This window comes from Thioalkalivibrio sp. ALE16 (assembly GCF_000381305.1).
GTDB lineage: Bacteria > Pseudomonadota > Gammaproteobacteria > Ectothiorhodospirales > Ectothiorhodospiraceae > Thioalkalivibrio.
In genome coordinates this window covers 41,716-65,378 of sequence record NZ_KB906370.1, presented here as the reverse complement: position 1 = coordinate 65,378, position 23,663 = coordinate 41,716, and the positions used below count along the sequence as shown (strand labels likewise).

Genomic DNA, 23,663 nt, shown 5'->3' with positions numbered 1-23,663 from the left:
GTCCGCGCTCGAGTCGCTTTTGCGTGCGAACAAGGCGCGGTGACCGCCGTGCAGTCATTCTGCACAAGGGAGCCGCAACGCCGTTCCCGCGCAAAAGCGGCCGAGCCCCTGCTTTCAATGGCTTGTGGGGTTGGTGCCCCCTGTTCCCCGATCCTGCGTTGCGCCGCTTGCGGGTAGAACCACTACCCGCTGCACGACGCGCCTTGCCTCGGAAAACAGGGGGCACCAACGCGGACGTGCGATTCAATCAGCGTCTCCTTAGGTCTGCCGGCTGCTGATGGAGGAACTGGAGCACATCGTGGAACGATCCGAACGGTATGAGCGTTCCAAGCGCGCGGCGCTGCCCGCTCTGGACAAGGGCTGCCACTTCGGCGGCGAACGCCCGGATCGGGACGCGCTGCATGAGCGATAAGGTCTTCGTCTATACCAACGTCCTGTCCTACGCGCTCGACCCAGGGCCTGGTCAGATGGCAGCTCACAAACGTCAGACGAACATTTCCAGGAGTTGCGGATGCCAGCTTGCGAGTTCGATCGAGCCAAGCGTGGCCCCCAGACGCCGCTTGTCCACACTGCGGATCTGGTCCAGAAGAATACGGGCCGGGCGGCCCGCGAGCTCGACCTCCGGCCGGCATCCAAGGGGCTGCCCCTTGCTGGTGATCGGGGCCACCAGAACCCGTGGCAAGGCTGCGTTCATGTCGTCGGGGGAGACAATCAATGCAGGACGGGTCTTGCGGATCTCCGTTCCAACGGTAGGGTCCAGGTTGACCCAGTAGACGTCGCCGCGGCGAACCGGTGCGCGACGCCCTACCATTCCCACTCCTCGGCATCCTCGGCCCAGGGCGCGTCGGACCATTCGGGTGCATCGTCCTGATCGATGTCGTAATGGTCGAACCAGCCGGCGCGCGGCTCGGTAATCGGTTCGATCACGATCCGGTGACCCTCGAGCCGCAGGTCGATCTCGTCGCGGATCCCGCATTGGCGCAACAGTGTCGCAGGTAACAGAACGCCGCGGGAGTTTCCGATCTGTCGCAAAGTTGTTTTCATGGCCTCCCCACAAACCGGCCGAAGTTATAACAATGTATCACCACGGGCGCCGTGGAGGCCAGATTGAAGCCCGGGCAGCCCCGACCGCATGAGATCCCGGATAACCGCTGCGCGGTTTCCGGGATGACCGAGAGGGCGCTGGTTCTGGGAGTTTGGCGGCGCCATGTGCGTATGGCCGCGCGGAGAGTCAGGACTCGGGTTCGTCTTCCGGGGGCGGGAACTGGAGGTGGAAGCCCTGCTCCTTGAGGTTAGCGAGGACCTTTTGTGGATCTTCCTGGGCCAGGGTGCGCTCGGGTGTCAGATCGAACTCCAGTGCGAACTCCAGGGTGCCGAGGGCGCGCATCACGCCTTCGGGCAGGTCGGAGAAATCGTCCTTCTCCGGGAAGTAGACATAGGTATCGGCGCGCCGGGTCGCGCGGTAGACATAGCACTGCATGGGGTTCAGTCCTCGAGATAGGTGTAGCCGGTCAGGCCCTGTTCCAGCTCGGCCAGCAGCCGTCCCGCGGCCTCGCCACGCAGGCCGGCGGCGTCGATCTTGGCGCGGAAGGTGCGGCGCAGGTCATCCGGGGCAAAGTGCACATAGGAGAGCAGTTCGTCGACGGTGTCGCCCCGCTCCGGGTCCACCAGACGGTAGCCACCCTCGGGCAGCAGTTCCACGTTCACGGTGTCGGTGTCCCCGAACAGGTTGTGCAGATCGCCCAGGATCTCCTGGTAAGCGCCGACCAGGAAGATGCCGAGATAGTACGGCTCGCGGTCGTTCCACGGGTGCAGGGCAAGCGTGGTGTGCGTGCCCTCGCGCTCCACGTAGTGCTCGATGTGGCCATCGGAGTCGCAGGTCAGGTCCTGCAATACCGCGCGCCGGGTCGGCCGCTCGTCCAGCCGGTGCAGCGGCATGATCGGGAAGATCTGGTTGATCGCCCAGGTGTCCGGGATCGACTGGAACACGGAGAAGTTGCAGAACACCTTGTCCGCCAGCTTGTCGGTCAGTTCCGCGTGGATCTCTGCCGGCAGGGCCTCCGGTCGCGCCAGCAGGCGCTGGCACAGGGCGAAGTAGATTGCCTCGGCGCGGGCACGGTCGGCCAGCGACAGCATCCCGCGGGCAAAGCGCGTCTGCACCTCGGCCAGGCCATAGGCGGCATCGTGATAGATCTCGGAGGCCGGGCGCTCGCCGTCCTCCAGCAAGGCGCGCATGGCGGCGATCTCGGGCAGCTCGCCATCCTCCGCGGGCGGGACATCGCCATCCCCCGGAGCCGGCTCGCAATCGATCACGTTGGTGATCAGCACTGCGTGGTGTGCGGTCAGGGCGCGGCCCGACTCGCTGAACACCTCCGGCATGACCAGACCCTGCTCCTCGCAGATGCGCTTGAGCGGGCGCAGGATGTTCAGCGCGTACTCCTCCACCGAATAGTTGATGGAGCACTCGTTGCGCGAACGCGAGCCCTCGTAGTCGATCCCCAGCCCGCCGCCGACATCCACCACCCGCAGGGCCGCACCGGCCTCGGTCAGCGCGGCGAAATAGCTGGCTGCCTCGCCCATGCCGTTCTGGATGTCGCGGATGTTCGCGATCTGCGAACCCATGTGGAAGTGCAGCAGTTGCAGCCGGTCCAGCCAGCCAAGGCCGCGCAGGCGCTCGAGGATGCCCAGCACGTCCGCCGCGGACAGGCCGAACTTGGCCTTCTCGCCGCCGGTGTTCTGCCACTTGCCCTTGCCGATCGAGGCCAGGCGCACGCGCAGGCCCAGCAGCGGCTCGACCTGCATGGCCTCGGCCTGGCGGATCACCTCCTCCAGCTCGGAAGGCTTCTCGATCACGATGTACACGCGTTGCCCGAGCTGGCGCCCGATCAGCGCCAGGCGCACGTATTCGCGGTCCTTGTAGCCATTGCAGATGATCGCCGCACCCGGCCGCGACTGCGCCAGTACGGCCATCAGTTCGGGCTTGGAGCCGGCCTCCAGCCCCACCCGCGGGGTCAGCCCCTCGGCATCCGGCTGATCGCCGGCCGCCAGGATCTGGTCCACCACGCTGCGCTGCTGGTTGACCTTGATCGGGTAGATGGCGGTGAACGCGCCTTCGTACTCCAGCTCGCGCGCGGCGGTGTCGAAGGCCCGCGCCAGGCGGCGCACCCGGCCGTCCAGCACGTCCTGGAACCGCACCAGCACCGGCGGGCCCACATGCTCCTCGCGCAGGCGGCCCGCCAGCTCGTACAGGTCCACGCCGGGGTGATCCGGCCAGTCCGCGCGGCGCATCGCCACATTGCCCGCGGCGTTCACCTCGAAGAAGCCACCGTTCCAGTGATCGATCCCGTAGGTGGCGCGGGCCTCGTCCAGATTCCAGGGCGTGACGGTCATGGTGTTCCCGGATTTCAAAAGCTAGGAAAGTCCCGTCATTGCGAGGAGCGAAGCGACGTGGCAATCGCCTTCATCATCCCCCCGAACACCAGGGGCGATCAGGGCAACCAGGCGCATTGCCCTCATTCAGGAGATTACTCGCTACGCTCGCCCTTCGGGCCGGCCGGCGGCCGTTCAACGCAGCTTCGCTGCTTTTGTACGTCGTCGCCTACGGCTCCTCGCAATGACGAGAAGAACAGAGTTGCCCGCAGGATACAGGGCACTATCATAGCGGCGCATCATACCGTCCACCGCACCGGCAAGGGGAGCCGCCTAATGGCACTCGACAACAACTGGTTCAGCGAACCGCACGAAGACATGGCGCTGTCCCTGCGCATCAAGCAGAAGCTGCACGAGGAACAGACCCCGTACCAGAAGATCGAGATCTACGAGACCGAGGCCTTCGGCAACCTGATGGTCATCGACGACTGCGTGATGCTGACCGGCCGCGACAACTTCATCTACCACGAGATGATGTCGCACCCGGTGCTGTACTCGCACAGCGCCCCGAAGAACGTGGTGATCATCGGCGGCGGCGACTGCGGCACCCTGCGCGAGGTCCTCAAGCACGACGAGGTCGAGCGCGCCGTGCAGGTGGATATCGACGAGCGCGTCACCCGCCTGTCCGAGCAGTACTTCCCGGAGCTGTGCGACGCCAACAACGACCCGCGCGCCGAACTGCTGTTCGACGACGGCGTGCAGTACCTGAAGGACGCCGCCCCCGGCTCCATCGACGTGATCATCGTCGACTCCACCGACCCGGTCGGCCCGGCCGAAGGCCTGTTCTCCACCCCATTCTACAAGGACTGCGTGAAGGCCCTGGGCGCGGATGGCCTGCTGGTGCAGCAAAGCGAATCGCCGCTACTGCACACCGACAGCATCATCCGCCCGATGCACGACAGCCTGCGCGCGGCGAACTTCATCGACGCCCTGACCCTGCACTTCCCGCAGGCCACCTACCCCTCCGGCTGGTGGACCTGCACCATCGCCGCGAAGGACTGCCCGGTGTCCTTCCTGCGCGAAGAGGCCGCCGAAGAGCTGCCATTTGTCACGCACTACTACAACGCCGCGATCCACCGCGCCGCTGGTGCCACCCCGGAGTTCTTCCGTCGCAAGCTGTTCGCCTGATCGCGCGCCAGCGACGGGGCCACCCACGGAGATCGCCACGGCGCTGCGCGCCTCGCGATGACGGGCGCCACACACGCCGTAGGCTGCATTGAGCTCGTGACTAGGTGTGGCGGCCGGCCTTGAGGCGGTCGAGGCGCAGGCGTTCGCGGGTGTCGAACAGGCGGCGGGAGGCGAACCAGACCGCACCCAGGGTGCCGAAGCCGGTACCGGCGGTGATCAGGAACATGATCAGGATCTGGTACTTCACGGCCTCCACCGGCGGGGCGCCGGCCAGGATCTGGCCGGTCATCATGCCCGGCAGGCTGACGATGCCGGCGGCGGCCATGGCATTGATGGTCGGCATCAGGCCGGAGCGCGCGGCCTCGCGACGCATGGTCGTCACCGCCTCGCTCCAGGAGGCCCCCATCGCGAGCCGGCCCTCGATTGTTCGGCGCTCACGCCAGATGGTCTGGGTCAGGCGGTCCAGCCCCAGTGCGATGCCGGTCATGGTGTTGCCGAGCAGCATGCCCAGCAGCGGGATCGCGTACTGCGGCTCCCACCAGGGGGTCGGGCCGACCATGGTGGTCAGCGCCAGCACGGTGACCGCGAACGCCGAGATGAACATGGTCACGGCACCAATGCCGTAGCCCCACAGCCCGGCGAAGCGGCGCTGCTGGCGCGCCATCACCTCGTAGCCGGCCACAGCGAGCATGATCACCGCCATCAAGGCCACCCAACCGAGCTGCGCATGGTCGAACAGCGTCTGCAGGATCAGCCCGACCAGCAGCAGCTGGATCACGGTGCGCGCCCCGGCGATCAGCAGGCTGCGCCCCAGCCCCATACGTGCCCAGACGGTCAGCCCTGCCAGCGCGACGACCAGCAAGGCCGCCAGCGACAAATCCAGCGCGGAAAGCGAGATCAGTTCCACGCGGGCACCTCCAGCTTGCCGTTGGCGATGGTCAGGATGCGGCCGCCCAGGCGCTGACGCTGCAGGGTGTCGTGACTGACCCAAAGCGCTGCCGCGTCTTCCTCGGCGAGATACCCACGTACCGCGCGTTCGATGCGTTTGGTGTTTTCCAGATCCAGATTGGCGGTGGGCTCGTCCAGCAAGAGAACACGCGGCTGGTTCAGCAGCGCGCGCACCAGCCCCAGGCGCTGCTTCTCGCCGCTGGAGAGACGTTCGACCTCCCAGCCTAGAGAGGCCTCGGGCAAGGCGACCTGCTCCAGCAGGTGCAGGGCCGCCGGGCGGGCGAAATTTGCTGGCAGGTGCTCGTCCACTCGCTCGCCCCACCAGGCAGTCTCCGCCGGCACATACGCCACGCGCCGGCGCCAGTCGACCGGCGCCATGGCGTCCCGCGGTTCCCCGTTCAGCATCACCTCCCCCGTATTGGGGTCAAGGTCGGCCAGGGCCCGCAGCAGCAGCGATTTCCCGGAACCGGAGGCGCCCGTGACCTGCACCAGCTCCCCGGGCTGAAGCGCCAGATCCAGCGGGCCCAGATGGGCGGTTTTCAGTTGGCGAACATCCAGCAGGCGATCCATGCGACAGGGTTCCGGTGCGGCGAAATGGCGATCGTAACCGAAGCCGGGGCAGCGGGATGAATGGCCGGACGGGCAGGCGCTGCTTGCTGCGAGACGAACGCTCCGCCGTGACGGGTTGCCTCGGCGGATGTCGATCGCACTGTTCGGCGCGGGCAGGGGCTTCGCGGGCGAGCCCGCTCCCACCGCTCTGGAACCAAAAAAAGGGCGCCCGGGGAGGGGCGCCCAAAGGCCAACATCCAAGTCCTGGGAGACTGTCTTGTCGGCGTCGGAGGAGACGATGTCGGGGCCGGGCCTGTGGCCCGACCCCGGTTCAGGTTAACGAGGGTTTATTGCTTCCCGGTGAACTCCGGGTAGGCCTCGAGACCGCACTCGGCGATGTCGGCGCCCACATCCTCGTCCTCTTCGCTCAGGCGGATACCCATCACCGCCTTGAGGATGGCCCAGACGATCAGGCTGGCCACGAAGACGAAGGCGAAGATGGCAAGCAGGCCCACGATCTGGCCGAAGAAGGTCGCGTCCGGGTTGGACAGCAGGACCGCCATCACACCCCAGATACCGGCGGTACCGTGCGCGGAGATCGCGCCGACCGGGTCGTCGATCTTCAGCTTGTCCAGCGCGACGATCGAGAAGACCACGATCACGCCACCGATGGCACCGATGATCATCGCCAGGAACGGGCTGGGCATCAGCGGCTCGGCGGTGATGGACACCAGGCCCGCGACCGCGCCGTTCAGCGCCATGGTCAGATCGGCCTTGCCGAACACCAGACGGGTGGTGATCAGAGCGGCGACCACACCCCCGGCCGCGGCCAGGTTGGTATTGGCGAACACGGCGGCCACGGCATTGGCCGACTCGATGTCCGAGACCTTCAGCTCGGAACCACCGTTGAAGCCGAACCAGCCCAGCCACAGGATCAGCACACCCAGGGTGGCCAGCGGCATGCTGGAGCCCGGGATCGCGTTGATCTGGCCATCCTTGCCGTACTTGCCCTTGCGCGCCCCGAGGAGCAGCACACCGGCCAGCGCGGCAGCGGCACCCGTGAAGTGGACGATGCCGGAACCGGCGTAGTCCAGATAGCCGATCTGGTCGAGGATCCCGCCACCCCAGCTCCAGAAGCCCTGGATCGGGTAGATGAAGCCGGTCAGGATGACCGCGAAGGCGAGGAAGGCCCACAGCTTCATGCGCTCGGCCACGGCACCCGACACGATGGACATCGCGGTGGCCACGAACACGACCTGGAAGAAGAAGTCGGCACGATCAGAGTAGTAGATGTCGCCACCACTACCCAGTACGTCCGCGACCGCGTTGTCGCCCGAGATCAGGAAGCCCAGGCCCGGGATGATAGAGCTCAGGCCGTCGCTGTACATGATGTTGTAACCGATCAGCATGTACATAATGCTGGCGATCGAATACAGGGCGATATTCTTCGTTGCAATTTCGGCCACACTCTTGGTGCGCACCATACCAGCCTCGAGCATCGTAAAGCCCGCGGCCATCCACATCACCAGCGCGCCGGCCACCAGAAAGTAAAAGGTGTCCATTGCGTAGGCGAGTTCGACAACTTGCTGTTCAATTTCCATGATTGAAATTCCTCATTCGATGGAAGACGGAGGCCTTAAAGGGCTTCCGGGCCGGTCTCGCCCGTGCGAATACGCACGACCTGCTCCACCGGTGTGATAAAGATCTTGCCGTCGCCGATCTTGCCCGTGCTGGCAGACTTGGAAATGGCCTCGACCACCTGATCGACCAGGTTCTCGTCGACAGCCACTTCCAGTTTCACCTTGGGCAGAAAATCGACCACGTACTCGGCACCGCGATAGAGCTCGGTATGACCGCGCTGGCGACCAAAACCCTTTACTTCGGTCATGGTCATCCCTTGTACGCCGATCTCCGAGATCGCCTCGCGAACATCATCAAGCTTGAACGGCTTGATTACGGCGGTAATCATCTTCATGTCAGACTCCTGTAGTCGGGCCCGCCATCTGGCGGACCCGCTGTTGCTTTAGGCGGTAATGCGGAATCAGAAGGTCTTGGACCAGCCCACCCAGGCGCCCAGGTCTTCGTCGGTCTCGTCGACATACTCGAGATTGAAGCTGAACTCGCCCCAGTCGCCCGCATCACGGGTCAGGCTGGCGGTGTAGTGGGTGTAGTTTTCGGCGTTGGAATCGTCGAAGCTGGTGCGACCTACCAGGAAGCCGGCGCTGTAGACGTCCATGAACGGGACATCCAGGCCGGCGTAGAAGTACATGTCGTCGTCTTCCAGGGCCGAGTCATCGCTGTCGTGAACGACGTAGGCCATACCGCCGTACAGTCCCACAACGCCCGTATCGAAGCTGACCTCACCATAGATCTCGCCGAAGTCGGCACTCAGGGAACCGGTATCGTCTCGGGCATCCGGATAGGCGTAATAGATGTAACCGACGTCGTAGCCGAACCCATTGTCGAACGCGTCGGCAAATCCAAGATAAAGATCCATTTCGTAGCTTGTTTGATCTTCATTCCCCTCGTCGACGCCAAAGTCAACATTCGATACCCAGGTTCCCACGTAGAAACCAGAGGCATGCTCGTAATCGATACCACCCTGAACGGCAGCACCGTCGTCGGTTTCGGAAAAACCACGGAAGTAGTAATTGGACACCGCGCCGATGTTCACGGACAGCTCCGCGGCGGCGGTGGAGGTAAAGGCGACGCCACCGGTGGAGCCTACGGTGAGGACAGCAGCGGCCAGCGCGGAACGGGTGAACTTCTTCATGTTGGTCATCTCCCAGATTGGTCAATCGAGTGTCGCGTAGTCGACACCCGGTCCTTGCACGGGCTGTGCCAAGTACCAAAAGGGAGCAAAATCGGCTTTTCGCAACACCTGTTGCGGCCCAACCACGGGCTTTTGCCTTTATTTGGTGCGCACTAAAAGTGCACACGCACCAAAAACGTGCGGAGACCGAGGACTGTGAACCATGTCCGGAATTCCGGAAGATTCAGTCCTTCGGCAAGCGGCGGGGTCGGAGAGGCAAATCGGGGCGGGGACAGGCGCGGCCAACGCACACGCGGCCATGCGGGACGTACGGTGAACATCTCCTTGTCCTGCAGATCGCCACGTCGCCTCGCGACCCGCGATTACACAGCACGGCGTGGGGATGATGGCACCGACCGGGGCAGCGCCCGGTCGCCGGCACGGGTCTACGAAGTAAGGCTGCCGCGCTCGATCTCGATGCCGACCTCGCGCACGCCGGGCACGGCGCCGGGCTTGCCGAGCTTGATGCGCAGCCACGGCGTGCCGAACTGGGCCATCAGGGCCTCGGCGATCTCCTCGGCCAGGGATTCCAGCAAGGCATGCGGCTCGCGCGTGACGATGGCACGCACGGCGTTGGCCACCGCCTCGTAGTCAACGGTGTCGCCGATCTCGCCGGAGTAGGCGGCGATGCGGGTATCGGCCGCCAGTTCGATATCGAATCGCAGGCGGCGCTGGATGCGCTGTTCCCAGTCGTAGACGCCAACAACGGCGTCAATCTCGAGGTCGCGCAGATAGATTCGATCCATGGGTTCGGCGGGCTCCTGTGGGTCGGCGCCTATCCTACTGCCCGGGCCGCACGAGGTACACCGAGCCGCTATCATGGTGCCTCCCGATTACTACGAGACACGCATGAGCGAGCCCTTTCACGAACTCCCCTGGCCCGCCAACCCGGATGGCGAGCCCCGACGCATCGGCGTGGAGATCGAGATGGCCGGGGTGTCGCTGGAGACGATGGCCGAGACCGTGAAAGGCGAGTTCGGGGGCCACGTCGAATCGGACAACGCCTTCGTCTTCCACGTACGCGACACGGACGTCGGCGACTTCCAACTGGAGCTGGACGCCCGGGTACTGAAGGACCGCGGCTACCGCGAACACCTCGCGCGCCTGGGCATCGAGCTGGACGACTCCGACGAGGCCGCGCTGGAGCGCTGGCTCGCGGACGCCGCGGGCCGCCTGGTCCCGCACGAGATCGTGGCGCCGCCGATCGCGACGGCTGACCTTCCCCGCCTGGACCGGGTGCGCGCCGCCCTGCAGCAGGCCGGCGCACTGGGTACCGAACGCTCGTTTCTCTATGCCTTCGGGCTGCAGATCAATATCGAGGTGCACCGCACCGATGCCGAGTGGCTTCTGGCAGTCCTGCGCAGCTTCCTTTTGATGGTGGAAGTGCTCACCGCGGCGGGCGCCATTGACCTGGCGCGGCGCCTGTCTCCCTACATTCGGTCTTTTCCCGGCCCGTTTGTACGCTACGTGCTGGATCCGGATTTTCGTCCCGACCGGGAGGGCCTGATCGACGCCTACCTGGCGCACAACCCGACCCGCAACCGCCCTCTGGACCTGCTCCCGCTGTTCGCCCACCTGGACTCCGGCAGGATCGACGCGGCACCCGTGGAGCACGAGCTGATCAAACCACGGCCGGCCTTCCACTACCGCCTGCCCAACTGCGAGATCGACGACCCGGACTGGAGCCTCGCGCGGCCGTTCAACGGCTGGGTCGAGGTCGAGCGCCTGGCGGCGGATCCGGAACGCCTGGAGCGCCTGTCGCGGGAATATCTGGAACGCCCCGGCCAGGCCCTGGGCCGCTGGGCCGACGACTGGAGCCAGCGCCTCCGTGACTGGTTCTGAGCCCGACCGCACGACCACCGATACCGTGGCCGATACCGCGCCGCCGCGTCCACGCCGCCCGGTGATCGCCATTACCGGACCCGACCAGGGCGGCGGGCCCGCCTGGCTGTTTACAGCGCTCGCGGTCTGGCGCGCCGGCGGCCGTCCGCTGCGGCTGCGCCCGGGCAAGCCGCGCGGTCACCGGCGCTTCGATGGTCTGGTGGTGGGCGGCGGGGCGGATGTGGATCCCGAGCTCTACGGCGAGACCCTCCCCGAGGGACCGGATGCGGCTGCCATCCGGCAGGCGGAGCGACGCCTGTCGCAGCGCCTGATCGGCTATCTATTCTACCCGGCCCTGTGGTTACTGCGCCGGCTGTTCCAGTCCCATGGCGGTGTACTGGACACCGACCGGGACCGGCTGGAGAAGGCCCTGATCCATCGCGCACTGGACGAGCACCGCCCGATCCTCGGCATCTGCCGCGGGATGCAACTGGTCAACGTGGTACGTGGCGGCACCCTGCACCGCGACCTGGCCGAGTTCTACGTGGAAACCCCGCAGGCCCGCAGCCTGCTGCCGGTCAAGCCGGTGGAGCTGGACCCGCGCAGCCTTCTGGCCAACATCCTGGGCGACACGACGCTCCACGTGAACGCGCTCCACAACCACGCCGTCAATGACCTGGGGCGGGACCTCAAGATCGCCGGCCGCGAATCGACCGGCGTGGTCCAGGCCATCGAGGCCGAACACGACTGGTGCATCGGCGTGCAGTGGCACCCCGAATACCTCCCACAGAAACGCCGCCACCAGCGCCTGTTCCGCGCCCTCGTCCAAGCCGCCACCCAAAACGGCTAAAAGACTGATTCACCACGAAGCCCACGAAGGCACGAAGAAAGGCGATTCACAGGAAGTCTGGAAGAAGAGAAGGTTTGCAGGTGAAGGGTCGAGTGCGTGACGGTCGCTCAAGGCACCATATCAACGTGCTGCTGGAGGCCGTCGCATCAGCCTTCTTCCGGTCTTAAAACCTTCCTGTGAATCGCTTTTGACCTGGCCTTTCTTCGTGCCTTCGTGGGCTTCGTGGTAAAAAACGCCTTTCGACCTAGGTGGGATAGGGGACGGACAGGCCGCCAAGGCCGCAGTAGCCGTTCGGGACCTTGGCGAGGTACTGCTGGTGGTAGTCCTCGGCGAAGTAGTACGCCGGGCCCTCGGCGATCTCGGTGGTGATCGCCCCGCGCCCGGCGGCGTCCAGCGCGGCGTGGAAACGCTCGCGGCTGGCTTCGGCAGCCGCGGTCTGCTCAGGGTCGGTGGTGTAGATTGCCGAGCGGTACTGGGTGCCGACATCGTTGCCCTGGCGCATACCCTGGGTCGGGTCGTGCCCCTCCCAGAAGGTACGGAACAGGGCGTCCAGCGAAACCTTCCGCGGGTCGAACACCACCCGCACCAGCTCGGTGTGCCCGGTCTGGCCGCTGCAGACCTCGCGATAGGTCGGGTTCGGGGTATAGCCGCCGCCGTAGCCCACGCTGGTGGAGTACACGCCCTCCTGCTGCCAGAACAACCGCTCGGCACCCCAGAAACAGCCCATGCCGAAATGGATCACCTGCATGCCCTCGGGGTACGGCGGGGCCAGCGGCGTCCCCAGGACCATGTGGCGCTCGGGGACCGGCATCGGCTCTTCGCGCCCGGGCAGGGCCTGTTCGGGGGTCGGCATGCGCGGCTCGGAAAAGGCGAACATCGGCGGCTCCGTCAGTCGGCCGGGACGAGCCGGATCAGCTCCCCCGGATTGTGGTCGGTCAGGATATAGATGGCCCCGTCATGGACGCGCACGTCCCGCACGCGGCGGTCGAGATCCGGCAGCACCTCGCTCTCGTTGACCAGCTCGCGCCCCTCGAAGGTCAGCCGGCGAAGGGTCTGATGCGCCAGGCCGCCCACGAGCAGATCGCCGTCCCAGTCGGCAAAGGCGGGATCGCGGAGGATCGCCATACCCGAAGGGGCGATGGAGGGCGTCCAGTGATGCAGGGGCGATTCCATCCCCTCCTTCTCGGTCAGGCCTTCGCCGACCTGCCCGCCGGCATACTCCCGGCCGTGGGTAATGACCGGCCAGCCGTAGTTCAGGCCGGGCTCGATGATGTTAACCTCATCGCCCCCGCGCGGGCCGTGCTCGTTCTGCCAGAAGGTGCCGGTCTCGGGGTCCATCACCATGCCCTGCGGGTTGCGCACCCCCCAGGCCCAGATCTCGGGGCGGGCATCGGCATCATCCACCAGCGGATTGTCGTCCGGGACGCGGCCGTCATCATGCAGCCGGATGATGCTGCCGATATGAGTCGAGGTGTCCTGGGCATGATCGCGCTGGCCACGATCCCCCACGCTGATATACACGTAGCCCGCGTCATCGAACACGATGCGGCTGCCGAAGTGGCGCCCCCCGGAGACGCCCGGCTCGGCCGTGAACAGCGTCTCCACATCCTGAAGCTCACGGTCCTGGAAACGTGCGCGCGCCAGGCGTGTGGTGAGCCCGCCATCCACGGCTGCGGAATAGGTGAAGTACAGCCAGCGGTTCTCGGCGAAGTCGGGATGCAGCGCGAGGTCCAGCAGGCCGCCCTGGTTGCGCGCCTGCAGGTCGCCCGGAACACCGGACACCAACTCGCCCCGGCCGTCGAAGGACCCGGCGTCCTCGAACCAGCGCAGGGTGCCCGGGCGCTCGCTGATCAGCGCCCCGCCCTCCGGCAAAAACGCAATGGCCCAGGGGTGATTAAGTCCCTCGTGCAGCACACTGGCTTGCAGGCCATGCTCCCCGGCCCCCAGCCCCTCGGCCGAGACCCCGGAGGATCCGGTACAGGCCATCACCAGACCGGCCAGCACGGGCGCCAGGGTAAGGCGGCTCGTCTTCATCGTGCGCGTCTGCATGGTTCACCTCCTTGGAAAATGCGATGCCTGCGAGGCGGGATACCGCTGGAGACTTGGGCGGCACGGCCAGGAGCCGTGCATCATTCATATCCTTTTGGGATGCCGCGGGGGCCTACGGGTTCCCCGGCTGGCAGACCGGACACCAGTAGGTCGCACGCAGGTGCTCGCCCAGTCGGGCATATTCGACCGGTGCCCCGCACTGGTGACAGGGCTCACCCCGACGACCGTAGACGTTCAGAAACGCCCCCGCCTCCGCACGCTCACGGGTAATCCGCGGCCCCGGCTTCACATTGCGCCGCAGCAGGCGCTCGGCATCGCGGTACAACCCGCGCAGCATGGCCTCCGGCACCTGTGCCAGAGGACGCAGTGGATGGCACCCCTGCAGGAACAGCACCTCGGACTTGTAGATGTTGCCGATCCCCGCCGCCAGGGACTGATCCAGCAGCACATCCACGATCGGGCGGGCTGAATCGGCACGATCGCGTACCCGGGCAACAACCGCATCCAGGTCAATCGCCGGGTCCAGCAGGTCGGGGCCCACCCGCGCATCCAGCCGGGGAACGTCCCGTGCGCCGTCCGCGCGCGGACGCCACTGCAGCTCACGCGGGTGGAAACAGACCAGCACGCGATCCGGCAGGCCCAGCACCGCCCACGCCCCGGCCGCCGGCTTGTGCCACGCCGCGCCCGGCGCATACTGGTGCCAGGTCCCGTACATCCCGAGATGGCTGCGCAACTGCCAGCGCCGCCCGTCCGCCGCCTCCAGGTCCAGCAGCAGGTGCTTGCCCCGGGCCTGCACGGCCTCCGCGGTCATCGCGCCGTGTTCCAGTAACGGATCTCCGCGGCGCACACGGGTGGCGACCCGGCTCAGCGCCACCCCCTCGAGCACGGGCCGCAGCGCCGCCGCCAGCTTGTGGATCGTATCGCCCTCGGGCATGGCACCCCATCTCCTTGAGCCGCATCCGGATCAAACGAATGCAATCGGGAACGCTGAGGCCGCCCCCCTTGAATGATTGGCACTCTTGGGCCAAATTCGGAAAACTTGTCAAGGTACAGGGAGGTACCTAGAATGAAAGATAGATCCGCCCTCGGCAGTAAGCCTTCTCTCAATGATTCAGGGAAGGCCGACCCCGAGGGCTCTTTGTTTCTGCGCCACGCAAGTCCTGCCGTGACTGCGGTGCTGGTCGACGCCGGCTTCTTTCTGGTTCGAAGCCGACGCATTTTCGGCAAGCAAGGCCCGGAAGAAACCGCGAAAACCCTCCACGGTCTCGCCCTTGATCATCTCAACGCCCCACGCAATGGGCCGCGGGTTTCCCGCCTCTATCGCATATTTGTCTACGACGCCCACCCGTCGAACTGGAAAGGACACACCCCACTAGGCAAGAGCCCTGTCGACTACGGCAGAAGCGAGGTCGCCGTATGGCGGCGGGCATTCCATGACGCACTTCGCAGCCAGCGAAAGGTCGCTTTGCGGCTCGGGGAGCTGCCGACCAACCATGTCCACTGGCGCCTGAAGCAACACGCGCTGCATGCACTCTGCCAGGGAGCGCGCGACTGGACGGACATCACCGACGCCGATTTCCACCTCGACCTGCGCCAAAAGGGCGTGGATATGCGATTGGGCATTGATATCGCCGCATTGTCGTTCAAGCAACAGGTGAATCAGATCATCCTGGTCTCGGGCGACTCCGATTTCGTTCCAGCCGCCAAACTGGCACGACGGGAAGGGATCGATTTCATCCTCGACCCCATGTGGGCAACCATCCGCCCGGACCTGCACGAACACATCGACGGTCTGAGAAGTGTTTGCCCGCGCCCGACGCCTGCGACTCCCTGACACCACCCAATAGCGCATGAAGGCGGTGGCTGATCAGCGCTTGCGGTCGGGGTACAGGCGCGGCTCGCCGGCGGGGCGGGTGCGGAACAGGCGCATGGACCACAGATACTGCGCCGGGGCCTGTTCGATGCCGCGTTCCACGGCTGCGTTCATCTGCCGGGCATCCGCATCGTCGTCACCCGTGGGGTAATCCTCCAGCGGCGGCCACAGGCGCATCACGTACTGATCCGCCGCGGGGTCGTACCAGGCGAAGCTGGGGAGCACCGCGGCCTTCGACATGCGCGTCAGACGGGCCAGCGCGGTCAGCGTGGCCTTCTTCACACCGAAGAAGTCGACGAAGACGGCGCCCTCGGCGCCCAGGTCCTCGTCCGGCAGGTAATAGAAGAAGCGCCCGCGCTTGAGCTGGCGGATCGCCGGGCGCAGGCCCTGGTCACGGGCGAAGATGTCGCCGGAGTAGCGCGTCCTGCTGCGGTGGTTGATCCACTCCAGCACCGGGTTCTTCATCGGCTTGGCGAAGGACACGCCATCGAACATCTGGCTCATGCGCACGCCGCCGTAGTCCAGCGCCAGTGAATGCGGCGCGAGGATGATCACCGGGATGCCGGCCGAGCTCAGGCGCTCGTAATGTTCCAGGCCCTCGATGCGGATACGCGCGGCATGCTGCCCCGGCTTGCCGAACCACAACAGGCCATAGTCCAGCACGGTCTGTGCCTGGTAGCGGTAATAGGCCTCCAGGCGTTGCATGCGTTCGGCGGGGCTCAGCTGCGGGAAGCACAGCTCCAGGTTGCGTTCGGCCACCGCGCGACTGCGCCCGGCAAAGCGCCGGATCAGCCGGCCCAGGCCACGGGCCAGGCCACGCACGGCCGGGCGCGGCAATTCCTGCAGCACCCACGCCAGGCCCAGCAGCAGCCAGCTGCCCCAGTAGCGCGGGGCGAAGTGGGCCGCGGTCAGCGGGGCCTGGTAGGCGCCGGCGTCCTCGCTCCGGCTTCGATCGTCGTCGGCTGCGCTCATGCGCCCCCGGAGCCGTCGCCCGGCCCGTCCGTGGCGGCCTGCTGCTTGCGGGCGCGCTTGGCGAAGACCTCCATCTCCTTCACCGCCTGCAGGTCGCCTTTCTCCGTGGCCACGCGAATGCCGCGCTCGCAGGTGGACAGCGCCGCCTCCGGGCGCTCGAGGTGGACCAGCGTCTTCGCCAGCAGCTTCCACGCCGCGGAATAGCCGCCGTCCAGCTCCAGCGCCCGTTCGAGATGCGGGACGGCGGCCTCGAGCTGACCGTCGGTCGCCAGGGCGTTGCCCAGCGAGAAACGCAGCATGGCGGAGTCCTGTCCGCCATCGAGCATGTTCTGGAAACGTTCGATCATGTCGCTCATGGGGCACCTCCCGCGCCGCCGGTCAAACGATCCCTTCAGGCTAACGCCGCCAGAAGGCCGGCGACAGAAGCACCAGCACGGTAAAGATTTCCAGGCGCCCCATCAGCATGGCGAACACCAGCACCCACTTGCTGAAGTCGTTGATTCCGGAATAGTTCGCCCCGACCTCGCCCAGACCCGGCCCGAGGTTGTTCAGCGTCGCCGCGACCGCCGAGAACGAGGTGACCTGATCCAGCCCGGTCACCATCAACAACAGCATCATCACGACAAACACCATCACGTAGGCGGCGAGAAAGCCCCACACGGCCTGGACCACGCGATCCGGCGCCTCCTTGCCATTCACCTTCACGGTGATCCGCGCATGCGGGTGGATCAGCCGCTTGATCTCGCGCAGCCCCTGCTTCATCAGCAGCAGCACACGGACCACCTTCATACCGCCCCCCGTCGATCCGGTACAGGCGCCGATAAATGACAGGAAGATCAACAGCACCGGCAGGAAGCCCGGCCACAGGTAGAAGCTGTCGGTGGCGTAACCCGTCGTAGTCGCGATCGACACCACATGGAACAGGCCCTTGCGCAGGGCCTCCGTGGTGTCGCTGGCGAAGCCGGTCGCGAGCATGAAGATCACCACCACAACGCTGGCTCCGGCCAGCAGCAGCAGGTAGGTCCGCAGTTCCTCGTCGCGGCGATAGGGGGCGACGGTCGCCCGGTGGATCACCAGGAAGTGCAGCGCAAAGTTCATGCCCGCGATGATCATGAACACGATGGCAACGCTTTCGATCAGGGCGCTGTCGAAATGACCGATGCTCGCGTCATAAGGTGAAAACCCGCCGATTGCCACGGTGGAGAAGGCATGCGCGACGGCATCGAAGGCATCCATGCCGGCGGCCCAGTAGGCCAGCGCGCAGGCCACGGTCAGGCCCAGGTAGATGTACCAGAGGTTGCGCGCGGTCTCGGCGATGCGCGGGGTGAGTTTATTGTCGCGGATCGGCCCCGGGGTCTCGGCCTTGAACAGCTGCATCCCGCCGACGCCCAGCAGCGGCAGGATGGCCACCGCCAGCACGATGATGCCCATGCCCCCCATCCACTGGAGTTGCTGGCGATACCACAGGAGCGAGCGCGGCAGGTCGTCCAGCCCGGTCAGCACCGTGGCCCCGGTGGTGGTCAGCCCGGACATCGACTCGAAGGCCGCGTCGGTAAAGGAGATCTGCAGGCTCGGATCGAGGAACAGTGGGGTCGCGCCCGCGATGCCCAGCCCCAGCCAGAACAGCACCACCAGGATGAAGCCGTCGCGCGCCTGCAGTTCCTGACGCATCCGGTACAGCGGGGCCCACAGCAGCCCGCCGATCAGCAGGAGCAGGGCAAAGGCCTGCAGGAACACCAGCGCGGTGGCCTCCCCGTACAGGAAGCCGATGGCCGCCGGCGGCAGCATCGCCAGACTGAACAGCGTCAGCAGGACGCCCAGCAACCGGGCGGTGGAGGCGAGATGCAGCATCGGCGCCGCCTAGGGAAACACTGATGAATGTACGCACTCGCGCTCGAGTCGCTTGTGCGTGCGAACAAGGCGCGGTGACTGCCGTGCAGTCATTCTGCACAAGGGAGCCGCAACGCCGTGCGCGCGCCCGTTTCTGATAACAACGGGCGGCCGAGCACCGCGGGGTTGGGACCCCAGGTTCCCCGATCCTGCATTACGGCCCTTGCCGGTAGAACCACTACCGGCTGCGCACCGTGCCTTGTCTCGGAAAACCTGGGATCTCAACGCGAGTGTGTACATTTATCAGTGTTTCCCTAGAAGAACAGTGCCGTGGGCTGGAACAGGCGCTGGACCTGCTTCACCTTGCGCCGGTCGGTCACGAACAGGATCACATGGTCGCCGGCCTCGATGACCGTGTCCCGGTGCGGGATGATGACCTCCTCCTCGCGGACCACCGCGCCCAGGCTCGTACCCTCGGGGAAGTCGATCTCGTCGACCCGCCGCCCGACCACCTGCGAGGTGCGCGCATCGCCGTTGACCACCGTCTCGATCGCCTCCGCCGCCCCGCGCCGCAGGGTATGCACGGTGGCAGTACCACCCTCGCGCACCCGCGCCAGCAGGGCCCCGATGGTCGCCTGCTGCGGCGAGATCGCGACATCGATGGTCCCGCTCTGCAGCAGGTCCACGTAGCTGGGGCGATTGATCAGCGACATCACCTTGCGCACGCCCCAGCGCTTGGCCAGCATCCCGGCAAAGATATTCGCCTGGTCGTCGTTGGTGACCGCGCAGAACACATCGCTGTGCTCGACGTTGATGGACTCGAGAAAACGGTCATCCGAGCTGTCCCCGTGCAGGACCAGCACATTGCTGGGCAGCGTCCGCGCCAGGTGGTCGGCGCGTTCGGAGTCACGCTCGATCACCTTGACCCGGTAGCGCTTGCTGAGCGTCTCGGCGAGCCGCTCGCCGATGTTGCCGCCGCCGGCAATCAGGATGCGCTTGTAGGGCTTCTCCAGCTTGCGCAGCTCGGACGTCACCGCGCGGATGTTCTTCTTCGCGGCGACAAAGAAGACCTCGTCGTCCGCCTCGATCACCGTGGAGCCATCCGGCTGAATCGGCCGGTCCTTGCGGAAGATCGCGGCCACTCGGGTATGGATCCCGGGCATGTCGCTTTGCAGGTTCTTCAGCTCGTGGCCGACCAGCGGCCCGCCGTAGTAGGCCCGCACGCCGACCAGGGATACCCGCCCCTCGGCGAATTCCAGCACCTGCAGCGAGCCGGGGTGCTCGATCAGCCGCTGGATATGGCTGGTCACGATCGCCTCGGGCGAGATCAGCATGTCCACCGGCATCGCATCCTGGGCGAACAGCGCCGGGGTCTCGTGATAGTCGCGCGCCCGTACCCGGGCGATCTTGGTCTCGACGTTGAACAGCGTGGAGGCCACCTGGCAGGCCACCATGTTGGTCTCGTCGGAATTGGTCACCGCGATCAGCATGGACGCGTCCCGCGCCCCGGCCGCCTCCAGCACCGACGGGTGCGCAGCGAAGCCGTGTACCGTTTTTATGTCGTAGCGGTCTTCCAGATCCGCCAGCATCTCGGAGCGATAGTCGACCACGGTGATGTCGATCCCGTCGGCGCTCAGCGCCTCGGCCAGCGACTGGCCGACCTGCCCGGCCCCGAGGATGATGATGTGCTTCATGCGTCTCCCGTCCCGGAGCGGATTCAGCTATCGGATTTCACACGCTTGGGGTCGATCCCCAGCGCCTTGAACTTGCGGTACAGATGGGTGCGCTCCAGTCCCACCCGTTCCGCCAGGCGCGTCATGTTGCCCTCGGAACGCTCCAGCTGCTGCTGCAGATACTCGCGCTCGAACTGCTCGCGCGCCTCGCGCAACGGCAGGTCGGGGATGGCCACTGTGCCCTCGCCAGCCTCCTCCGCGCGCTGCGGCTGCCCGCTGAGGGTGCGTTCCACCTCGTCGCGGGTAATCTCGTCGCCGGAGCCCAGGATCATCAGCCGCTGCACCAGATTGCGCAGTTCGCGCACATTGCCGGGCCAGTGGTACTGCTGCAGCCGCTCGAGTGCCGGGCGCTGGAAGGCGCGCACCGGCAGGCCCTCCTGCTGGTGCAGGTGGCGCATGTGGCATTCCAGCAGTTCCGGGATATCCTCCGGGTGCTCGCGCAGCGGCGGGATCGCCAGCGGCAGGACATTGAGCCGGTAGTAGAGGTCCTCGCGGAAGTGGCCCTGCTCCACCGCCTCGGCCAGGTCGTACTGGCTGGCCGCGATCACGCGCACATTCACGCTGATCGGCTGGTTGCCGCCGATGCGCGTGATGCGCTGGGTATCCAGCGCGTGCAGCAGCCGGCCCTGGGTCTGCAGGTCCATCTCCGCGACCTCGTCGAGGAACAGCACGCCGCCCGCCGCCTGCTCCAGCAGGCCGTAGCGCACATGCTCGCCCTGCTCGCTGCCGAACAGCTCGGCAATCGCCTCATCGCCGGACAGCGAACCCACCGAGACCACGATGAACGGGCTCTCGCGCCGCGCGCTGCGCGCATGCAGCAGGCGCGCGAAGGTCTGCTTGCCCACCCCCGGCTCGCCGGTGATCAGCACCCAGGTATCGTGCTGCGCCATGCGCTGCACCTGGTCGCGCAGGTTCACCATGGTGGCGCTGCTGCCGACCGGGTCGTGCACGGTGCCGGCATGGCGTTTCAGGCCCACGTTCTCGCGCTGCAGGCGCGCGGCCTCCAGGGCGTTGTTCAGGGTGATCAGCAGCTTGTCGATGGACAGCGGCTTCTCGATGAAGTCGTAGGCCCCGAGTCGCGTGGCGTCCACAGCGGTCTCGACATTGCCATGGCCGGAGATCATCACCACCGGGCAGGGCAGGCCCTCGTCGTCGCTCCACTCCTTCAGCAGCGAGATGCCGTCGCCGTCCGGCATCCAGACATCCAGCAGGATCAGATCGGGACGGCGGCTGCGGCGCTGGGCCTTGGCCTCGGCCACGGAGCCGGCAAGGGCTACCTGGTAGCCCTCGTCCTCCAGCACATCCTGCAGCAGCATGCGGATGTCCGGCTCGTCGTCGACCACGAGTATGTAGGCTTCGCTCATTCGGGCTCCTCGTGAACCACCGGACCATGCTCCACCGGAATGCGGATGCGGAAGACCGCCCCATGCCGCCCGGATTCCGCATTATGGCACTCAATCATGCCGCCATGCTCCTCCACGATCTTCTGCGCGACCGCCAGACCGAGACCGGTTCCACGCGGTTTGTCGGTGGTGTAGGGCTCGAAGATCCGTTCGAGGAACTCCGGCTTGATGCCGGGACCGGTGTCGGTCACCCGCAGCTCGATGTGCGGACCCGCCGGGTCGTCGAGGTAAGCGGTGGCCACATGCACCTCCATGTCCTCGTGGCCCTTGCCCGCCTCCAGCGCGTTCTTGATCAGGTTGTGCAGCAGCTGGCGCAGGCGCCCGGCGTCGCCATGGATCCGCGGCAGTTCCGCATCCAGCGTGACATCCACGCGCGAGCGGCCGTCTTGGTCGAGGTACAGCTCGCAGACATCGCGGATCAGCTGGTTCAGGTCCACCGAGGCGCGCTCCAGCTGCGGCGCCTGGGCATAGTCGCGGAAGGCGTTGACCAGGGTCTTCATCGCCTCCACCTGCTGCACGATGGTGCCGGTGGCACGGTCCAGCACCTCGCGGTCGGCCCCCTCCAGCACCTTGCCCAGGCGCCTCGAGAGGCGCTCGGCGGAGAGCTGGATCGGCGTCAGCGGGTTCTTGATCTCGTGGGCCAGACGCCGCGCCACCTCGCCCCAGGCCGCGTCGCGCTGGGCCTTCAGGAACTCGGTCATATCGTCGAACACGATGGCGTGCAGGCCGCGGCTGGAGCCCGAGGTCGGCAACCACACCGCGCGGGTCATCAGGACCTTGCGCCCGCTGCGGGTAAAGACGACCACCTGACGCGACCATTCGGCCTCCTGGCGCACCAGGGCGTCACTGATCGCCTCGAAGAACTGTGCGACCAACGGGCACTCGTCACCCAGCTCGGACATCACCCGGGTGCGCGCGCCCTGCAGGTCGCATTCCAGGATCTCGCTGGCCGCGGCGTTCGCCGTGCGCAGGCGCAGACTGCCATCCAGCGCCAGCACGCCGGAGCGCAGATGCTGCAGCACGCTCTCCAGGTAGGCGCGCTCGGCGTCCAGCAGGCGGCGATTGCGCTCGGCCTCGTCGCGCGCCTCGTTCAGGGTACGGGTCATGGTGTTGAACGATTGCACCAGGAAGCCCAGCTCGTCGGCGCGCTGCACCGCGAGGCGCGTGCTGTAGTCGCCCTGCGCGACCATGCGCGTGCCCTGCACCAGATCGGAGATCGGGCGCACCATGCGCCGCGCCACCAGCAGTCCGGCCCACAGCGCGGCCATCAGCGAGATCGCCAGCGCCAGTGACAGGGTAAACACAAAGCCCTGGATCATCGGCCCGCGCAGGTAGGCGAACTCGCGGTAATCGGCGAAGGCATCCTGGACCCGCAGCGACAGCGCACTCATGCGCGGATCCACCGGGTAAATGCCCTGCAGGATGCGATTCTCCGAGCCCGGACGGCGGCTACTGGTGGTGGCGACCACGCGGATGATCAGCGAGCCGTCGGACTGCGGCTCCAGGCGCGAATACGGCTGCTCCGGGCGCACCCGCATCAGGATGTCGGAGCCCGGCGGGGTCGGCAGGCGGCGGATCGGGCTGTCGGTACTGGAGGCGATAATGCGGTTGTTGGAACCGACCAGCGTCAACTCCTGCGCCCCGACCTGGCGGCGATAGTCGTTCAGCGCCAGCGGAACCAGGCCTTCCGAGACCCCCTCGAGGTCGCTCATCAGTTCCTGGGTCTCGGTCGCCAGCTGGCGCACCCGCAGATCCAGCGACGAGCGCGACAGCTCCAGCGCATCCTCCAGCGCCGACTCCACGCGCACGTCGAACCAGGAATCCACGCCCTCGTTCAGGAACTTGAAGGAGAAGTAGTAGACGACCGACACCGGCAGCACGGCCACCAGCATGAACACCGCCACCAGGCGCAGCGTCAGGCGGCTGCCGGGCACCCCGCGGCGATACTGGATCGCCATGCGCACGAGCTGATAGATAATCAGCCCACCCAGCACCACCAGCACGGCCACATGGAACACCAGCAGCCACAGGAACACCTGTTCGAAGCGCGCCTGGTTCTGGGCCGCATCGCCCATCACCACCAGCGAGGTCAGCAGCAGCGCGAACAGGAGCCCGATGCCGAGGAGCCCCCACGGGAAGCCTCTTAGGGAAACGCTGGTCAACGTACACCCTCGCGTTGGTATCCCAGGTTTTCCGAAACAAGGCGCGGTCCGCAGCCGGTAGCCATTCTACCGGCAAGGGCCGCAACGCCGGATCGGGGAACCCG

Annotated in this window: 23 protein-coding genes; 4 read left to right on the top strand and 19 right to left on the bottom strand. The window is 66.3% G+C overall.

Going from position 1 to position 23,663, the window contains the following annotated elements; all coding sequences use genetic code 11:
* Positions 1-484 precede the first annotated feature (484 nt).
* The 4 genes from F627_RS0112820 to speA all read right to left on the bottom strand — a co-directional run bounded on the left by F627_RS0112820 (position 485) and on the right by speA (position 3,390).
* The gene (locus F627_RS0112820; RefSeq protein WP_019584271.1) at positions 485-811 is read right to left on the bottom strand and encodes a type II toxin-antitoxin system PemK/MazF family toxin; all 327 of its coding nucleotides are present in this window, start codon (positions 809-811) and stop codon (positions 485-487) included.
* A complete protein-coding gene (locus F627_RS15835; protein ID WP_231366537.1) occupies positions 805-1,032 on the bottom strand; it encodes an AbrB/MazE/SpoVT family DNA-binding domain-containing protein in 228 nt (75 codons plus the stop codon). The genes F627_RS0112820 and F627_RS15835 overlap by 7 nt, the downstream gene beginning before the upstream one ends.
* A 199-nt stretch (positions 1,033-1,231) precedes the next feature.
* Positions 1,232-1,480 (bottom strand): YcgL domain-containing protein, encoded by a 249-nt coding sequence (locus F627_RS0112810; RefSeq protein ID WP_018878593.1) that lies wholly within the window; start codon positions 1,478-1,480, stop codon positions 1,232-1,234.
* A gap of 5 nt (positions 1,481-1,485) precedes the next feature.
* A complete protein-coding gene (gene speA / locus F627_RS0112805) occupies positions 1,486-3,390 on the bottom strand; it encodes a biosynthetic arginine decarboxylase (RefSeq protein WP_019584270.1) in 1,905 nt (634 codons plus the stop codon).
* Between the two features lie 315 nt (positions 3,391-3,705).
* Between speA and speE the strand changes: the two genes are divergently transcribed.
* Positions 3,706-4,557: a polyamine aminopropyltransferase gene (speE, locus tag F627_RS0112800; RefSeq protein ID WP_018882572.1), complete on the top strand. Its 852-nt coding sequence runs from the start codon at positions 3,706-3,708 to the stop codon at positions 4,555-4,557.
* Positions 4,558-4,657: 100 nt separating this feature from the next.
* Here speE and fetB read toward each other — a convergent pair whose 3' ends face one another.
* From fetB to folB, 6 genes are all read right to left on the bottom strand, one after another.
* The gene (fetB, locus tag F627_RS0112795) at positions 4,658-5,464 is read right to left on the bottom strand and encodes an iron export ABC transporter permease subunit FetB (protein ID WP_019584269.1); all 807 of its coding nucleotides are present in this window, start codon (positions 5,462-5,464) and stop codon (positions 4,658-4,660) included.
* Positions 5,455-6,075, bottom strand: a complete 621-nt coding sequence (locus tag F627_RS0112790) for an ATP-binding cassette domain-containing protein (protein WP_019584268.1) — start codon at positions 6,073-6,075, stop codon at positions 5,455-5,457. Before F627_RS0112790 ends, fetB begins: the two co-directional genes overlap by 10 nt.
* Positions 6,076-6,401: 326 nt before the next feature.
* Positions 6,402-7,655 carry an ammonium transporter gene (locus F627_RS0112785; protein WP_026332111.1) on the bottom strand — a complete coding sequence of 418 codons (1,254 nt, stop codon included), beginning with the start codon at positions 7,653-7,655 and terminating at the stop codon, positions 6,402-6,404.
* 35 nt (positions 7,656-7,690) lie between these two features.
* Positions 7,691-8,029 (bottom strand): P-II family nitrogen regulator, encoded by a 339-nt coding sequence (locus tag F627_RS0112780; protein WP_012981610.1) that lies wholly within the window; start codon positions 8,027-8,029, stop codon positions 7,691-7,693.
* Between the two features lie 66 nt (positions 8,030-8,095).
* Entirely contained in the window at positions 8,096-8,827 is a 732-nt protein-coding gene (locus F627_RS0112775) for a TorF family putative porin (protein WP_026279134.1), read from the bottom strand.
* 425 nt (positions 8,828-9,252) lie between these two features.
* Positions 9,253-9,612: a dihydroneopterin aldolase gene (gene folB, locus F627_RS0112770; RefSeq protein WP_018881475.1), complete on the bottom strand. Its 360-nt coding sequence runs from the start codon at positions 9,610-9,612 to the stop codon at positions 9,253-9,255.
* Positions 9,613-9,685: 73 nt separating this feature from the next.
* Between folB and F627_RS0112765 the strand changes: the two genes are divergently transcribed.
* Together F627_RS0112765 and F627_RS0112760 are read left to right on the top strand one after the other, a co-directional pair.
* Positions 9,686-10,708, top strand: coding sequence for an amidoligase family protein (locus F627_RS0112765; RefSeq protein ID WP_019584266.1), 1,023 nt, complete (start codon positions 9,686-9,688; stop codon positions 10,706-10,708).
* Positions 10,695-11,537: a gamma-glutamyl-gamma-aminobutyrate hydrolase family protein gene (locus F627_RS0112760; RefSeq protein ID WP_019584265.1), complete on the top strand. Its 843-nt coding sequence runs from the start codon at positions 10,695-10,697 to the stop codon at positions 11,535-11,537. The genes F627_RS0112765 and F627_RS0112760 overlap by 14 nt, the downstream gene beginning before the upstream one ends.
* Positions 11,538-11,781: 244 nt before the next feature.
* Here the strand turns inward: F627_RS0112760 and msrA are convergent, their stop codons facing one another.
* The 3 genes from msrA to F627_RS0112745 all read right to left on the bottom strand — a co-directional run bounded on the left by msrA (position 11,782) and on the right by F627_RS0112745 (position 14,520).
* Positions 11,782-12,414 carry a peptide-methionine (S)-S-oxide reductase MsrA gene (msrA, locus tag F627_RS0112755; protein WP_019584264.1) on the bottom strand — a complete coding sequence of 211 codons (633 nt, stop codon included), beginning with the start codon at positions 12,412-12,414 and terminating at the stop codon, positions 11,782-11,784.
* 11 nt (positions 12,415-12,425) lie between these two features.
* Positions 12,426-13,586: a PQQ-dependent sugar dehydrogenase gene (locus F627_RS0112750; protein ID WP_019584263.1), complete on the bottom strand. Its 1,161-nt coding sequence runs from the start codon at positions 13,584-13,586 to the stop codon at positions 12,426-12,428.
* A gap of 112 nt (positions 13,587-13,698) precedes the next feature.
* A complete protein-coding gene (locus tag F627_RS0112745) occupies positions 13,699-14,520 on the bottom strand; it encodes a DNA-formamidopyrimidine glycosylase family protein (protein WP_018878604.1) in 822 nt (273 codons plus the stop codon).
* Positions 14,521-14,652: 132 nt separating this feature from the next.
* On the opposite strand from F627_RS0112745, the gene F627_RS0112740 reads away from it, so the two are divergent.
* The gene (locus F627_RS0112740; RefSeq protein WP_018881481.1) at positions 14,653-15,420 is read left to right on the top strand and encodes an NYN domain-containing protein; all 768 of its coding nucleotides are present in this window, start codon (positions 14,653-14,655) and stop codon (positions 15,418-15,420) included.
* A 33-nt stretch (positions 15,421-15,453) separates the two neighbouring features.
* Here F627_RS0112740 and F627_RS0112735 read toward each other — a convergent pair whose 3' ends face one another.
* The 6 genes from F627_RS0112735 to F627_RS0112710 form a co-directional block, all read right to left on the bottom strand.
* On the bottom strand, positions 15,454-16,431 hold the full coding sequence (locus F627_RS0112735; protein WP_019584262.1) for a lysophospholipid acyltransferase family protein: 978 nt from the start codon (positions 16,429-16,431) through the stop codon (positions 15,454-15,456).
* Positions 16,428-16,787 carry a tetratricopeptide repeat protein gene (locus F627_RS0112730; protein ID WP_019584261.1) on the bottom strand — a complete coding sequence of 120 codons (360 nt, stop codon included), beginning with the start codon at positions 16,785-16,787 and terminating at the stop codon, positions 16,428-16,430. The genes F627_RS0112735 and F627_RS0112730 overlap by 4 nt, the downstream gene beginning before the upstream one ends.
* 40 nt (positions 16,788-16,827) lie before the next feature.
* Positions 16,828-18,282 carry a TrkH family potassium uptake protein gene (locus F627_RS0112725; protein WP_019584260.1) on the bottom strand — a complete coding sequence of 485 codons (1,455 nt, stop codon included), beginning with the start codon at positions 18,280-18,282 and terminating at the stop codon, positions 16,828-16,830.
* A 293-nt stretch (positions 18,283-18,575) separates the two neighbouring features.
* On the bottom strand, positions 18,576-19,955 hold the full coding sequence (trkA, locus tag F627_RS0112720; protein WP_018876609.1) for a Trk system potassium transporter TrkA: 1,380 nt from the start codon (positions 19,953-19,955) through the stop codon (positions 18,576-18,578).
* Positions 19,956-19,978: 23 nt separating this feature from the next.
* On the bottom strand, positions 19,979-21,358 hold the full coding sequence (locus tag F627_RS0112715) for a sigma-54 dependent transcriptional regulator (RefSeq protein WP_019584259.1): 1,380 nt from the start codon (positions 21,356-21,358) through the stop codon (positions 19,979-19,981).
* Positions 21,355-23,559, bottom strand: coding sequence for an ATP-binding protein (locus F627_RS0112710; protein WP_018865480.1), 2,205 nt, complete (start codon positions 23,557-23,559; stop codon positions 21,355-21,357). The genes F627_RS0112715 and F627_RS0112710 overlap by 4 nt, the downstream gene beginning before the upstream one ends.
* Between the last annotated feature and the right edge of the window lie 104 nt (positions 23,560-23,663).

Coding starts and splice junctions, on each gene's coding strand:
- F627_RS0112785 (WP_026332111.1), bottom strand. CDS start 7,655: ATGGAAATTGAACAGCAAGTTGTCGAACTCGCCTACGCAATGGACACC.
- F627_RS0112730 (WP_019584261.1), bottom strand. CDS start 16,787: ATGAGCGACATGATCGAACGTTTCCAGAACATGCTCGATGGCGGACAG.
- F627_RS0112715 (WP_019584259.1), bottom strand. CDS start 21,358: ATGAGCGAAGCCTACATACTCGTGGTCGACGACGAGCCGGACATCCGC.
- msrA (WP_019584264.1), bottom strand. CDS start 12,414: ATGTTCGCCTTTTCCGAGCCGCGCATGCCGACCCCCGAACAGGCCCTG.
- F627_RS0112820 (WP_019584271.1), bottom strand. CDS start 811: ATGGTAGGGCGTCGCGCACCGGTTCGCCGCGGCGACGTCTACTGGGTC.
- F627_RS0112790 (WP_019584268.1), bottom strand. CDS start 6,075: ATGGATCGCCTGCTGGATGTTCGCCAACTGAAAACCGCCCATCTGGGC.
- trkA (WP_018876609.1), bottom strand. CDS start 19,955: ATGAAGCACATCATCATCCTCGGGGCCGGGCAGGTCGGCCAGTCGCTG.
- F627_RS0112810 (WP_018878593.1), bottom strand. CDS start 1,480: ATGCAGTGCTATGTCTACCGCGCGACCCGGCGCGCCGATACCTATGTC.
- F627_RS0112765 (WP_019584266.1), top strand. CDS start 9,686: ATGGTGCCTCCCGATTACTACGAGACACGCATGAGCGAGCCCTTTCAC.
- F627_RS0112750 (WP_019584263.1), bottom strand. CDS start 13,586: ATGCAGACGCGCACGATGAAGACGAGCCGCCTTACCCTGGCGCCCGTG.
- F627_RS0112740 (WP_018881481.1), top strand. CDS start 14,653: ATGAAAGATAGATCCGCCCTCGGCAGTAAGCCTTCTCTCAATGATTCA.
- speE (WP_018882572.1), top strand. CDS start 3,706: ATGGCACTCGACAACAACTGGTTCAGCGAACCGCACGAAGACATGGCG.
- F627_RS0112725 (WP_019584260.1), bottom strand. CDS start 18,282: ATGCTGCATCTCGCCTCCACCGCCCGGTTGCTGGGCGTCCTGCTGACG.
- folB (WP_018881475.1), bottom strand. CDS start 9,612: ATGGATCGAATCTATCTGCGCGACCTCGAGATTGACGCCGTTGTTGGC.
- F627_RS0112780 (WP_012981610.1), bottom strand. CDS start 8,029: ATGAAGATGATTACCGCCGTAATCAAGCCGTTCAAGCTTGATGATGTT.
- F627_RS0112775 (WP_026279134.1), bottom strand. CDS start 8,827: ATGAAGAAGTTCACCCGTTCCGCGCTGGCCGCTGCTGTCCTCACCGTA.
- speA (WP_019584270.1), bottom strand. CDS start 3,390: ATGACCGTCACGCCCTGGAATCTGGACGAGGCCCGCGCCACCTACGGG.
- F627_RS0112745 (WP_018878604.1), bottom strand. CDS start 14,520: ATGCCCGAGGGCGATACGATCCACAAGCTGGCGGCGGCGCTGCGGCCC.
- F627_RS0112735 (WP_019584262.1), bottom strand. CDS start 16,431: ATGAGCGCAGCCGACGACGATCGAAGCCGGAGCGAGGACGCCGGCGCC.